The 11939-nt window shown below is 54.5% G+C and carries 18 protein-coding genes and 1 pseudogene; 1 reads left to right on the top strand and 18 read right to left on the bottom strand.

Translation table 11 applies throughout. The features are described 5' to 3' along the window. From CRO05_RS08055 to CRO05_RS07970, 18 genes and pseudogenes are all read right to left on the bottom strand, one after another. A partial coding sequence (locus CRO05_RS08055) for a bifunctional DNA primase/polymerase (RefSeq protein ID WP_143860898.1) occupies positions 1–1146 on the bottom strand: 1146 nt, incomplete at its 3' end. Further along, the gene (locus tag CRO05_RS08050) at positions 1133–1369 is read right to left on the bottom strand and encodes a hypothetical protein (protein WP_097066561.1); all 237 of its coding nucleotides are present in this window, start codon (positions 1367–1369) and stop codon (positions 1133–1135) included. The genes CRO05_RS08055 and CRO05_RS08050, both read right to left, overlap by 14 nt. Before the next feature lie 2 nt (positions 1370–1371). Then, on the bottom strand, positions 1372–1503 hold the full coding sequence (locus CRO05_RS16000) for a hypothetical protein (RefSeq protein ID WP_255405866.1): 132 nt from the start codon (positions 1501–1503) through the stop codon (positions 1372–1374). After that, a complete protein-coding gene (locus CRO05_RS08045) occupies positions 1500–3560 on the bottom strand; it encodes a DNA polymerase (protein WP_097066560.1) in 2061 nt (686 codons plus the stop codon). The genes CRO05_RS16000 and CRO05_RS08045 overlap by 4 nt, the downstream gene beginning before the upstream one ends. After that, positions 3557–3889 carry a hypothetical protein gene (locus CRO05_RS08040; RefSeq protein ID WP_097066559.1) on the bottom strand — a complete coding sequence of 111 codons (333 nt, stop codon included), beginning with the start codon at positions 3887–3889 and terminating at the stop codon, positions 3557–3559. Before CRO05_RS08040 ends, CRO05_RS08045 begins: the two co-directional genes overlap by 4 nt. A gap of 73 nt (positions 3890–3962) precedes the next feature. Beyond that, on the bottom strand, positions 3963–4556 hold the full coding sequence (locus CRO05_RS08035) for an ssDNA-binding protein (protein ID WP_097066558.1): 594 nt from the start codon (positions 4554–4556) through the stop codon (positions 3963–3965). Positions 4557–4595: 39 nt separating this feature from the next. Beyond that, on the bottom strand, positions 4596–5684 hold the full coding sequence (locus CRO05_RS08030; protein WP_097066557.1) for a DUF2800 domain-containing protein: 1089 nt from the start codon (positions 5682–5684) through the stop codon (positions 4596–4598). After that, on the bottom strand, positions 5681–5923 hold the full coding sequence (locus tag CRO05_RS08025; RefSeq protein ID WP_097066556.1) for a hypothetical protein: 243 nt from the start codon (positions 5921–5923) through the stop codon (positions 5681–5683). Before CRO05_RS08025 ends, CRO05_RS08030 begins: the two co-directional genes overlap by 4 nt. After that, positions 5920–6219, bottom strand: a complete 300-nt coding sequence (locus CRO05_RS08020; RefSeq protein WP_097066555.1) for a hypothetical protein — start codon at positions 6217–6219, stop codon at positions 5920–5922. Before CRO05_RS08020 ends, CRO05_RS08025 begins: the two co-directional genes overlap by 4 nt. Then, positions 6216–6827 (bottom strand): hypothetical protein, encoded by a 612-nt coding sequence (locus CRO05_RS08015; RefSeq protein ID WP_097066554.1) that lies wholly within the window; start codon positions 6825–6827, stop codon positions 6216–6218. Before CRO05_RS08015 ends, CRO05_RS08020 begins: the two co-directional genes overlap by 4 nt. 62 nt (positions 6828–6889) lie before the next feature. After that, positions 6890–8230 (bottom strand): DEAD/DEAH box helicase, encoded by a 1341-nt coding sequence (locus CRO05_RS08010; RefSeq protein ID WP_219909423.1) that lies wholly within the window; start codon positions 8228–8230, stop codon positions 6890–6892. A gap of 190 nt (positions 8231–8420) precedes the next feature. Further along, positions 8421–8723: pseudogene (locus tag CRO05_RS15815) on the bottom strand (dATP/dGTP diphosphohydrolase domain-containing protein); the annotation flags it as partial. A 174-nt stretch (positions 8724–8897) separates the two neighbouring features. Next, positions 8898–9152, bottom strand: a complete 255-nt coding sequence (locus CRO05_RS07995; RefSeq protein WP_097066550.1) for a hypothetical protein — start codon at positions 9150–9152, stop codon at positions 8898–8900. Continuing rightward, the gene (locus CRO05_RS07990; RefSeq protein ID WP_143860897.1) at positions 9149–9760 is read right to left on the bottom strand and encodes a hypothetical protein; all 612 of its coding nucleotides are present in this window, start codon (positions 9758–9760) and stop codon (positions 9149–9151) included. Before CRO05_RS07990 ends, CRO05_RS07995 begins: the two co-directional genes overlap by 4 nt. After that, positions 9688–10179, bottom strand: a complete 492-nt coding sequence (locus CRO05_RS07985; RefSeq protein WP_097066548.1) for a hypothetical protein — start codon at positions 10177–10179, stop codon at positions 9688–9690. The genes CRO05_RS07990 and CRO05_RS07985 overlap by 73 nt, the downstream gene beginning before the upstream one ends. A 115-nt stretch (positions 10180–10294) precedes the next feature. After that, a complete protein-coding gene (locus CRO05_RS07980; RefSeq protein WP_097066547.1) occupies positions 10295–10573 on the bottom strand; it encodes a hypothetical protein in 279 nt (92 codons plus the stop codon). A gap of 24 nt (positions 10574–10597) precedes the next feature. Next, a complete protein-coding gene (locus CRO05_RS07975; RefSeq protein WP_097066546.1) occupies positions 10598–10852 on the bottom strand; it encodes a hypothetical protein in 255 nt (84 codons plus the stop codon). After that, positions 10849–11112 carry a hypothetical protein gene (locus CRO05_RS07970; protein ID WP_143860896.1) on the bottom strand — a complete coding sequence of 88 codons (264 nt, stop codon included), beginning with the start codon at positions 11110–11112 and terminating at the stop codon, positions 10849–10851. The genes CRO05_RS07975 and CRO05_RS07970 overlap by 4 nt, the downstream gene beginning before the upstream one ends. Before the next feature lie 209 nt (positions 11113–11321). On the opposite strand from CRO05_RS07970, the gene CRO05_RS07965 reads away from it, so the two are divergent. Then, entirely contained in the window at positions 11322–11912 is a 591-nt protein-coding gene (locus tag CRO05_RS07965) for a helix-turn-helix transcriptional regulator (protein WP_097066544.1), read from the top strand. The last annotated feature ends 27 nt before the right edge of the window (positions 11913–11939 follow it).

Raw genomic sequence — 11939 nt, 5'->3', positions numbered from 1 at the left:
CCATAAGTTATAAAAGCGATCCGGAGCTTGTTGCCCCGGCATAAACACGATTCCCGCGTAGCTGCGGCGGCCCTTCGACTCAAGCCAAAGCTGCGAGATTGATTGTTCTTTCTTCCCGACGACCATCTTTTTGTTGGCGAAGTCGGCGTGGAACGCCCCGAGCGATAGGTGATCGAGCTTGTATTTCCCGTTCGCGTCGGTCGTTTCCCAAAGCACCTGCGCCCCGCCGCCCGCCAGCACGAAAGCGTAACGGTCGTTCAAGGCTTCGATGGGGTCCTTCAGTTGGGGCGCACCTGGCGGGGTGGGAACCGGTTTAAACTCGGCTTCGGGCGCGGCTATCCCTTGCGGCTCGTGGCCGTACTCGTACGCGTTGCGCACCTTGACGAGAAGCGCGACATACGCCCACGGTGGGGAGCAGCGCTCGTTCCAGTGGTCATACATTAACTGCGCGCAACCACTCTCGTTTATTCCCAAGTCCTTGCAGCGCGCAGCAACCCGGTACGCTGTCTCGTCGCCACCCTGCCCTTCGATGGACAATGGCGCTTCGGTTTCCAAATACTTGATTACTCGGGTGGCGGCGCGATCATGATCCACGCCTTCCACGATTGATGCTTCGACGGTGGATTTTTCCTTTACTGCCCGGCACCGCTCAATGAGCCAGTCGGGGGCGTCAGCGATTGGGGTGTCGTCAATTGTGTACGCTCCGCTTCCGATAACACTTCCTGCGCCGACAATGTAAGATCCCCCGCTTCGGATATCGAGGCCTTTACCAAGTACATTCGCGCCTGGGCGGACGGGTGCGTCGCTCGCAAATATAAGGTGTCTACCTCCATTTGCAGTCCTTTGAGCGAGGGTTTCTGGTAGTTCAAATCCCTCGAGTTCGAGCTTGAGTAATGTTTGTTCTCCATTTTTTCCATCCTTTACGTCAACATCGACAACGATAAGCGCCTTATCGTCGCCGAACTTTTCGGTGAATATTCCTATGTTCGCGTCAGTGTTATCGAACCAACCAACCAGCGCCGTAACACTCCGTGTCGCGCTCTCCTTGAAGTGCATGCCCTTGGGCGGCGTCTTGCGGTCGGACAGCAAAGGGAAAATGTGAAAGCCCATCTTCGCCAGCTTTACGGCGTAATCAATACTCTTCATCGTCGTCACACCTCGCTATTTGCTTCGCCTGCCATTGCGCTTTCTGGTAGTCGTCCCTGCACGCGGCGTCGCACCACCGCCGATCGTCGTCAATATCCGTCTCGCAACTCAGGCACATGCCTATTCCCTTTGGTGTGGAAACGTCCTGTTGTTGCTGTTTCCTCAACGCAAGGTCCAGGAAAAATTCGGCGGTTTCGTTGCCTTGATCTATTTCGTCAGCCATGATTATTTCCCACTGGCAATCGCGAAAGCCGCGACACCGAATAGCACACAAACCACAATGGCCGCGATATCGTTCACCCCGTAAGATGCGGCCAACCAGATATTCCCCACCACAAACCAAGTTTCTTTGCTCATTTTCTATACCTCTTTCCTCTCCATCCTTCGACTGCAACCGGCAGCCCTTCGGCCCATGATGGGGTTTTCGCCATGTGTTCGTTCACTGCGTCCAGCATCCCGTCCGTTGCATACTCGTCCGGTATCTCGATGACGGCCTCATCATGAACATGTAAAATTACTGGCAGGTTCGTTTCTTCCAACCGCACAATCGCTTCGGCCAACACGTCGCGGGCTAGAGCCTGCGTAACATTTTCCGAAATTTTTCCGCCGTAGGTGTGTGTCTCAACCCACTTGTTTGTTGTGCCATCCACGGTCATGTAGTGAACGCATTCTTTCATCGCGCCCCAGGGCGTTTCCTTCGGCTTCAGCTTCGGGTACGGGTAGGTGAGAACACGCTTGCTCGGCAATTGGCAGAACAGGAACGAGCCTTTGACCTTGAACTTGATCTCGCGGCCCTTCGGCCCTGCGGTAAGCGTGTGGCCGGGATTCATTACCGCGTCGGTGGCTGCGTTTTCCAGGTCGTACCAATACTGCTTGATACGTGGGTGGGCTTCACGCCATCTGTTCTTGATGTCGTCCACTTCGTCGTCGCTCATCTTCGGGGGGTTGTAGGCTTTCTCCATCGTCCGCCAGGCACCGACGCCGCCGCCGAAACCGAACGCGAGCTCTTCCACCTTACCCACTTGCCTGCGCGGGTCCTTCTTGTTGATAGTCTTGTGGTCGAGGCCGAACGATTTTGCATACGTGAGAATGTAAAGATCCGGCCCAATACCCGCGTCGTATTCACGGAAGGCGTTCAGCTTCCACTCTTCCCCGGCGAGCCATGCCAATACGCGGCCTTCGATGTTTGCAAAGTCGGCGGCTATAAGCTCATGGCCTGGCGCTGCGGTAATCATTCCCCGCAGGCAATCGGATATAACCGACATGGCGGGGCCGTAGAGTAGTTCGATTCTTTGTATTGCGGCTTCAGGATTCAGACGCGGCAGGAATTCAAGCACTTCATCGATCTCTTCCTGGGATAGCTTCGGGCGGGGCATATTCTGCGGCTGGATTCGGCGGCCCGCCCACCGGCCTGTACCGGCACCGTGATATTGCAGAATGTTCTTGACGCGGCCATCGTGGGAAATGGCGGAAAGCATGGATTTCAGCTTTGCCGTGGATGACTTGGCGTATTCCTGCCTTATCGATAGTGCCTTACGTACTTTTTCAGGCAGAGTGTCCAAGGCGAGTAAATCCAATATATCCGCTTTCGCAAGAGATCCAACTTCCACACCGTTAGCCGCAACCCACCGCGTAAGCGCCGCGACTTCTGATGGGACGGATACCGCGTTGCCAGTAGTTTCGCGTATTGCCACGGCCAAACGTTTTTGCTCGTACTCAACCACTCTAATCGCCGCTTCGATTGCTGGCTTATCAACATAGACCCCCCTGTTGTTTATCTTGTAGTCAAGCGCCCAAAGCTTTTGCTCGGAATCGGAAAGCTGCAACACCCGCTTTTCAAGTTCGCGCTCCACTCGCACGTCCTGCTTGCAATAAGCGTAAAGGGTTTCCAGCTTTTCCGGCTCGTCCCACCAATGGATTTTTTCGTGCGCCCACGTGCCGCCCTGCCCTTTCGGATCTTCAGGCATTTGGCGCGGGCGGCACATTTGCATCATGAGCCGCGAGCCCTTCATATCCTTTTGCTCGCTGATACCGACGGCGGCCGCCGCTTTTTCGAGGCTGCCGGGTAGCGCCATGCTGTATGCCATAGCCATCGTGCAACGCACTTGCTCGGGCTTGAGTTCCGGCCACCCGTAGCGGGGAACCATTATGTTGTTCCAGATCGCAAGCTCGAAGGCGGCGTTGTGGGCCATAACGATACCGCCGCTTTGAACGTGCATAGCCACAAAGCCGGTAAAGTTAGCGAACTCGCCGAATGGTTCGCCCATCCGCCAGATTTGCACATCACCGGCGCCCAAGCAGTAAGCCATGCACCAAACATCGGTGTCGGGGTGGCGCGAGTAGATATCAATTCCTACGGCTGGCAGTTCGATCGTGCTGCGCGTTTCAAAATCGACGTGAAGGGCTTCGCTCATATCGGCAGCCTCAACATGTAGAAGCTATCCCGATCGTTTACCAATAGGACGTCCCGCTCTGGCTTGTTCCCAAGCACAGCGTCTTTATAGTCCTTCTCGCTCCACTGGTTTCCGCCAGACCAATGACTGCCCTCTTCTTCGTAGCCGCAGGACAAACATATTCGCAGGGGGTTCAGGCCCCCACTGAAAGCCAGTGACTTCCAAGGCGTCTCAGCTACTCGATGGTGTTTGCACTTCGCCTGAACCTCAGTTTTCACTGCGGCCAACCGCTTTTTCGCTCCGCGAAGGCCCGACATCGCCGCCGCGATTCTAATATTCAGTTTTTGCATTTCTACTCCATCAAAAAGAGGAACGCTTTACAGCGTCCCTCATTACCTCAATATGTTGAGAATATCACAACGCCTAGTCGTCGAAAACGCCTGCGCTGGTCTTTACCTCACCAACAGGGGTGAAGTCTTGCGATGGAGCAGTGCGCCCACCCAACGGTTCGCCTTCGCGCATCTTCTGTATGTTGCCCAGGCCGAACGACGCGCCGCGGTTGCCCTTCTGGTCGTAGCCGAACGCACGAACCGAAGCGCGAGCGTAGCAGCCGGAATAGAAGTGTTGCGGTTCGATGATGTCCTGGACCTGATTGTCCACCAGGCCGGGCTTGCCCTTGTCAGCGTTCTGCTTAAAAGTCATGAACACTGCGTCGGGATCTTCGTAGCCAGCCGGGATAACCTGCTTGCCGTCCTTAAAGCTCCACCGCTCTTTGCACTTACGGAAGGGGCTTTTCAGGGTGGCGGGCCAGTTGGCTTTATTTGCGCCGAACTTTTCCATCAGTGCATCTTCTGCGGCGGATTTCAACGCCGACAGGTCCGCGCCCTTATCGAAAATGGCGACGACGGAATATTCCATGTTGCCGTTAAGATCGTTTTTCTGCGGTTTGAAAACGTGTGCGTAGGAGACACGGAATTCAGGGGTTAAAACGTTTGCCATACATACCTCTTCAATCATTTACAACAGTTTGCCCGGAAAGCGTCCGGGTATCGCTTGTTACCCTTCAACTACCGAAAACTCTTCTTTGGCGTTCGGCTTGACCGACGGGCGTTTGTCGCTTTCCGGCGCGAGTGTGTGGCCGCTGGATTCCGCTACCACCAACTCGTCTATAAACCCTTTGCCTAACAGCTTTTCCAACTGCGCGGGGGATTTAATGGCGGTTTCCATAAAAGCGGAAGTCGCCACCCCTTTGCCCTGCAACGCGGTCATGGCGTCGCCTTCATTCCGCCATTTGCGTGTCGCTCGCTTCGCCACCAGCTTGTAACCGGGCGGCGTGCGCCCTGCTTCAGCTTCAGCGTAGGCAAACTCATCGACTGCTTTCAGCCACGCCTTGACAACTTCGCGGGAGTCAAGGGCCAGTTTCAGCTTCGCGGGGTCGTACGATAGAACGGGGCTGAACTCCATCTTCGCCACGGCTTGAGCTTTGTTCTGAAGCGAGGGGCAAGTACCCGCCGCGGGGCAGAATCCACACCAGCTACCCGGCACAAGCGGCGCGTCGGGTTTTTCGGTGGCGAGTGCGTAGTCCTTCAGGTCGGTTTTGAAGTCCAACAAGTCGATAGCATCAATCACCTGCGAACGAATCGGGCCGTCCGGATGGGCACAACGCGGTTGAACGATTACCATCTCAACCGTCATCGGGCTGAAGCCGCACGTCACGAGAGCACCCAGGGCGTAATACATTAGCTGCGGGTTATCCGTAACCTCGACCTGGATACCAGCGCCATACTTGAAATCAATTACCATCAAGCGTTTAGTCGCGGGTTTCCAGATAACTGCATCGGCGGTCCCGAAGCAACCGGCGTGTATCTTCGTCAGGTCGAATTGATGCTCAACGAGCAACGTATCGCCCGGATCGACGTGATCGCGCACGAAGTAGCCATATTCAAGCACCGCTTCGTGCATTACCTCGTCGTCAGCGGCTACCCCCTTGCCTTCCAGAAAATCGGCGGCCATGTCGTGCGCTTTGGTGCCCTCTTCCGCGTACTTCGATGAGCGTGATTCAATGCCTTCGGAAGCTTTAACGCTTCCAGGGCACATGCTCCACCGGTACATCGAGCTTGCGCCTATTTTGGAATGGGCCGTCATGCCGGCACCTGCCCGTGGCGTTTCATGTCTTTGTACATCGCACGGGCGCAGTTATCTTGCAGCTTGATCGTGCCTGTTTTCAGAAAGCGGCGGAAAACCGGCTTGCCGTCCTTGCCGAGTTCACCTGTGGGTTGCGCAACTTCACGCATCCCGCCCGGCATTTCGTAGCTCGCGCCTTGCACGCCGATATTGTTGCGGCGTAGAAACTGGCGTATCTTTTTGGCTGCGCGGTGGCTCATACTTCCACCTCGACCCAGTTGGTTAACCAGCGGACGAAGGTGGCGCATCCCTCTACAACCACTGCCCCATCATCGTTGCTTACAACGCCGGTGAAGAAGCCTCCAAAGTGAATTTGTTTGTGTAGCGCCACCCGGTACCGAAGGGTTTCCGGCTTGACGCGGTACTCCATAGCGGGTACCCAATGAGGGGCGCTATCAATTCGATAGTCAACCCACTTACCGCGTTCTTTAATTTGTATCTGCGCCCCGTCGGCCCAAGCTTTGATTACCACTGCATGTACGTGCGGCGTTCTCATGACAGCGCCTTTTCGCACAGTGCCACGGCTTCAGCGAACTTATCTTCCGGCACTTCTTTGATCTTGCGCGCGCCGAATTTACCTATGATTTCGCTCACGTGGGCGAGCCCTTCATCGCCGCCGATCTTCGCGGCTACGGCTTGCAGCTTCGCCTTCATGTCGTCAAAGGTAACGACAGAGGCGGCAGGCGCGGACATTGGCGTGCCCGTTGTGTCGCCCGCCGCCTCTTCCGGCGATTTCATCTCAGGAGGAGTGCCTGAGACTTCGCTGGCGCTGTTGTCCACCTGCGCCTGGGAATCCGTAACTGATACCGCTTGCGCCACGGGATCAGGCGCCTGTGTAACCTTGCGTGTTCGTTTTTGTTTCGGTGCTTCGGGTGCTGCGGCTTCGGCGGTTGTCGTGATCGTGACTTCCGGTTGCTCGCGCACGGGGAGAACTTGTGAGAGTGATTCTTGGATTGAACCCGTTGGGGCCGTTCCTTCAGGTATATGGATGGCTATCGGCGCCATTGTCTGTACGGGCAGAGGCTCCAATCCGCGGCCGAATGCCTTAAGAAGTGCTTCCAAGTCCGGCCCGTTATCTGCTTTTATGGTTACTTCGTATGTCATCTTTTTGCCTTTTCGTTTTGTATGAGGTTGAGATAATACTACTGTGTTGAGAAAATCACAATCTAATCTTCAAAAGGATTGATAACTTCTTTTTTCGTATCCTCATCGAATAGCCGTGTGGTATCCCGGGTCTTGCGTTTTAGCACTTGTTGCACTTTTTCGTCGGTCGAGTTCGCCAGCGCGAAGAACCGGCAACGCACCGGTTTGGTCTGCCCTATGCGATGTACCCGCATGGCAGCCTGGGCGTTATCCGCCGGCACCCAACTCGACTCGACAAACCCCACTTCATGCGCGGCAGTCAAGGTAATTGCAATGCCCGCCGCGCGTATGTTGCCGATGAAAACACGGCATTTGGGGTCCTTCTGGAATTTCTTTATGTTCTTGTCCCGGCGATCGGGATCCGTGCCGCCGAACAGCGTAACGGGCTTGAAGTCCTTCAATCGCTCCTGCAAATCGACGATTACATCGCGGTGCCAGGCAAACAAGACAATCTTGTCGTACGCTTTGGCCGCGAGTTCGGCCTTGATGATTTCCGCAATTGCCGGGGTTTTCTGTAGCCCGACGTAGCGGCGAGATTTTTGCACGCGGTCTTGTAAAGCCCCGAGCGCCGTTATCAGGTCCGTGCCCATCTGCGCGACTTTCGCAATGGAATCGACAGCGGCTTGCTGTTCGGCTATGTCCTGGCGCATCTTGGCCTCGGGCGTCACGCCCGCCGCGACTTCAGGATACCAGCGCATGAAATCGACCTCGGCCGCCTCGACAACCACGTTTGTATAGAGTATTGGGGGTAAATCTTTCAGCACTTGGTCTTTCCTTCTTCGCAGGATGAACGGGGCGATGAGCGCCTTGAGTTCATCAATATTTTTCGATCCCTTGATAGCATCCCGCCAAATGCAATGACCGCCCGGCGTACGTACGGCGACACGTTCAACGATGCAATATCTTTCCAGAAAAGACTCGTAAGAGAGCTTTGTGAGCCCAAACACGTAGCACATGATCCACAACTCGCCATTGTGGTTTGGGGCGGGCGTCCCGGACACAAGCCAGGTTCGCCGCGCCTTATGGACGAGCCCGTCCGTTCCAAGGACAATTTTGGAGCGGGCGGCGTCAGTGGCTTTAAGGTAGTGGCTTTCATCAAGAATCAGTACGTCCCAACTCACGCTCAATAGCGCGGAACTTATCTTTTTGTTCAGGAGTAAGTCGTATGAACAACTCAACCCATTTATAAAATTGGTCGTTGCCGCCCCGGACTCCACCACTCCAATACTCAGCTTTCGCGTCGAGAACTTCGCGAACTCGCGGATCCAGTTCACTCGAGCTACCGCCGGACACAGCACCAGTATTTTCAACGCCTGTATGTGATCGCAAGCTGTTATCGCTTGTGCCGATTTCCCCAGGCCCATTTCGTCCGCCAGCAGCGCGTATCTCTTCTCCGATAGCCAGTTCGCCCCGTAAATCTGGTAGGGGAATAGAGTCGTCGATTGTGTAGTGTCTTGGGTCATGGTCTTTAAAGAGGTCCTTCAGGTGCTTGACGGTCTTCTCTGCTTGTTCGATCAACGCGCCGATGGGCGCCCGAGGCGGCCGGTCGTCCGTGAGCTTCCCGCACAGTTCAGCGTCAAGCAGTATTCCGGCGCACGCTATTACACTGGCAAGGTGCTTTACCCGTGTGGTCTGGTCGTAGTCCTCGCCGTTCCACCATTTCATCAAATGGCGTTCCGCAGCCGCTTTATAAATGCTTGCACGGACCCCGGCGATTCGCCAGTTATAGCGCCCGTATTTCAAGGCGCCTTCTAGGTGGGCAAGCGCTACCTCGGCTTTAATCGTATCGGGCGCGAGGTCCAGGGGCAGCTTTGAACTGCCCACTATATCTTTGGGGTTTGTGGGTTTAGTTTCCATTGGCGGCATCGTCATTCAGTGCGTCACTAATAGCTTGAATTAGCGTGACATTATCCATGCGGTTAATTTCTTGATCCGCGTATTCATCCGGGTACGCAAAACCTCCTCGCTCGCAAAGGCCGTGTTTCCTGGCCGCGTGTACGTATGGCGCTCGTATCATTTCCAAAAGATCCATTATTTCCTCCCCATAAATTTATTGTGTACCCACATACTAGCGACGATACCGAAAGGCCCGCCGAGCAGGTACGCGGCTATTTCAAGATGCGCTTCAGTACCCGGCACAAGTTTCAGAATCGCCAGGTTTCCGGTGCCTATCAGGAAACTGGTAAAGAACGCCGCCTTCGGGTGCCCTTTATTAACATTGAGGCTTTGAAAACCCAATGCGAAAACAGCAACGAAGGTGGCGATAAAAAGCAGGAGGGCGTTCACTTGTTCAGTTCGGCGCGGAGGTTTTCTAAATCCCTGCGCCGCTCATCTGCATTTCCGTGATCGCACGATTTCAGGTATTGCCGCGCCGCATTCCTCAGTCCGTCGTTGGCGGGGTGGTGCGCGTAACCAGCATCAAATCCTGCGTTAAAGAACGCTTCATCTCGGCCATAAAATTCACCGCCGTTGTTATATTGCTTAAATGCAGCACGTTTCACATGCCACGCTACCGGCTCAACCTCTGGCGCATCTTTTGCGTAGTTATCCGCTATGGATTGGTATACAGCCATATCTTCAGGCGATGCGGGCTTATGGTGGAAAGGCTCAACCTCTGGCGCTGGCGGTGTCGGGGCGGCAGCAATCATCGCCTGGTGAATTTTCTTGATGACGGTCCACGGCACGTTAACCTTGCGAATATGTTCGTTCCCGTCTTCGTCCAACTCAGGAAAGGGAACGTGGAACTCACCTATCAATGCGGCCTTCATTCCATTCTCGGCTGTTAACTTTGTTGGCACTAATTTCCATCCTTCCGGTATCTTCATCTCATTTTGCTCCTGTATAAAGCCAGTAGAACCGCCTCGGCTCTCCCATCCTGTTTTTTTAATGCCCACTTATCGCTGTGCTGCGGAAATACCATCGACGCGCGGCGGCGGGATATATCCTTGTCTGCTGTCAATTTCATTTCCCGTTTCCAGGTGGCGGGGCGCACAAGTGTCATGGGTATCAAGGCGCTGGCCACTATGGTTTGCGCCACTCCGCAGCCAAACCCAAAATTAAATGAGCTTGATACCCCTTGCCCTGGCATGGCGTGCGGATCTTCGATAATCGCTTCCCGTATCCGGCTCGCGTTTACGTCTATCCACCGGGCGAGCGCGTACAGGTCCAGGGTTTTCTTTTTCTTGCCGTTCACGGTTACGTTGTGTATCGGCATGTCCAGCACTTCAATGTCTGAAGTTTCCGGATCGAACAGGGCAAGCGCTCCGGACAAGCCGGGGTCTATGCCAAGAATATATTGGGGTTTTATATGCATGATGTGATAAACCCAACCACGAAGGCAAAGGAAAACCAGACGATGGCTAAAAAACCCCAGGCAAGCGCTTTCTGCCCCATTGGAATTCGCGTTTGCCTGCGCCAGTATGGGGCGTTCACGCCGTAACCTTGATACCTTCGAAACGACGAGCCCTAACTGCGGGCGCCGTATCGACGAAAACAGGTACGAGAACCGGATCGAGTTCGCTTTCTTCGGCCACAAAGGGTTTGGTTCCAAGGCCATCGATTACGATGTGATAGCCGGAAACCATTAACCCGCGCTCAGTTTTAAATTTGTCCGGGGTGGAAAGAACAGTGGCCTTGCGGCCCACCATGCTTTCACCCCCGATAGGCCTAGATATGACCACCCGCTGCCCTACTTGATATTTGCTCACTTTCCGGTTCTCCTGTTGCTGCGGTTAATAAGGCTTGACCGGGTTGATGGAATTGCCGTAAATATCCCGGTGGTTCCTTTCGATCTGGTCAAGCTGTTGTTGATATCTCAAGTCTGACTCGACACGATTCAGTCGGCGGCTTTGCTCCCGCTGGCGAAACTCTGCCTCGTTGCGGTCCGCTTCCTGTTGGTACCTTGTTGAGTCGTCCGGGTAATTGTAGTCATAGGCTGATGCGCTTGACGCCACGATTAAGGCGATTAAAAGGGCTGTGTTTTTCATTTCAAATCTCCGTACAGGTCATCCGCGGTTATAAGTATGCCTTCCAGTCGCGCGGCCCGGATAACTGCGTCCAGGGCGCTTGACGGAATCTTACCACCAGTGCCGCCGCGAGTCTTCGGATATGTCCAGCGATAGATAACCGCCGGGGATCTGAGTTGATGTGTATCGCCGAGAGCTTGAAGCGCCCGTGCAAGACCGCGAGCGCCGCCAAACTTGGCTATAATCCTGTCTGCTTGAGTCTTCGCCGCTTGCGTCATCATTTCATAAACCTTTATGTTACGTGTTTCGCAAGATGTTACGAAAATCACAACTAATTGTCAAGCAGTATCGGTGAAACGATAGTCCAAACGGACTAGTTGACGCCTTCACGGTTTCTGTGTATCATCCGCTCATGTTTCGAAAATCGAAACATATTAACAAAAAGAATTGATAAATCAACAACTAATAACACCTGCCAGGAGTGCATATAATGCCACAACCCATTGATACCACTTGGTTTAGACACAGAATTGAGGATAAGAAAATATCTCAACGGAAACTGGCCGTGAAGCTGGACCTCGATCCTGCCGCTGTAAGTTTGATGATTCGCGGCAAGCGCAAGATGTCGCTTGAGGAAGCCGCACGGCTATCGGAAGTTTTCGGCGTACCCGTGGAAGAGGTTATGGAGCGTGGCGGCATTGAGCCACCTAAAGCTTTGGAGGGGAAGGTGCCTGTAGTGGGATGGGCGGATAATCAGGGCTTGGTGCATATCGAGCAGATCGAAGGGCCGTTGTTCGTGCCTTCGCCACCTGGCGTGGGTGATAACGCCTCTGCGCTGCGCTTGCTGGACGGGTGGGTAGTCTATTACACTCGGAGCGACAGGTTAGAACCGGAGGCCGTAGGACGGCTTGCAGTGATTCAAACGGCAGAGGGTGGTCCAAGGTACATGCGGATTTTAAATCGCGGCTACGAGCCTGGAAAGTGGAATCTGACGCCATTCCGGACGCCTCGGGGAGATGCTGAGAAAGTGGACGGGGTCAGGATCGATTGGGCGGCCCCTGTTTCATGGATCCGGACTTGATTCGGTTATGGGTCGGGAAAGACGAGG

Source organism: Nitrosovibrio sp. Nv4 (assembly GCF_900215485.1).
Classification (GTDB): Bacteria; Pseudomonadota; Gammaproteobacteria; order Burkholderiales; family Nitrosomonadaceae; genus Nitrosospira.
The sequence above is the reverse complement of the archived record's forward strand: the minus strand, read 5'-3'. Positions and strand labels throughout refer to the sequence as shown.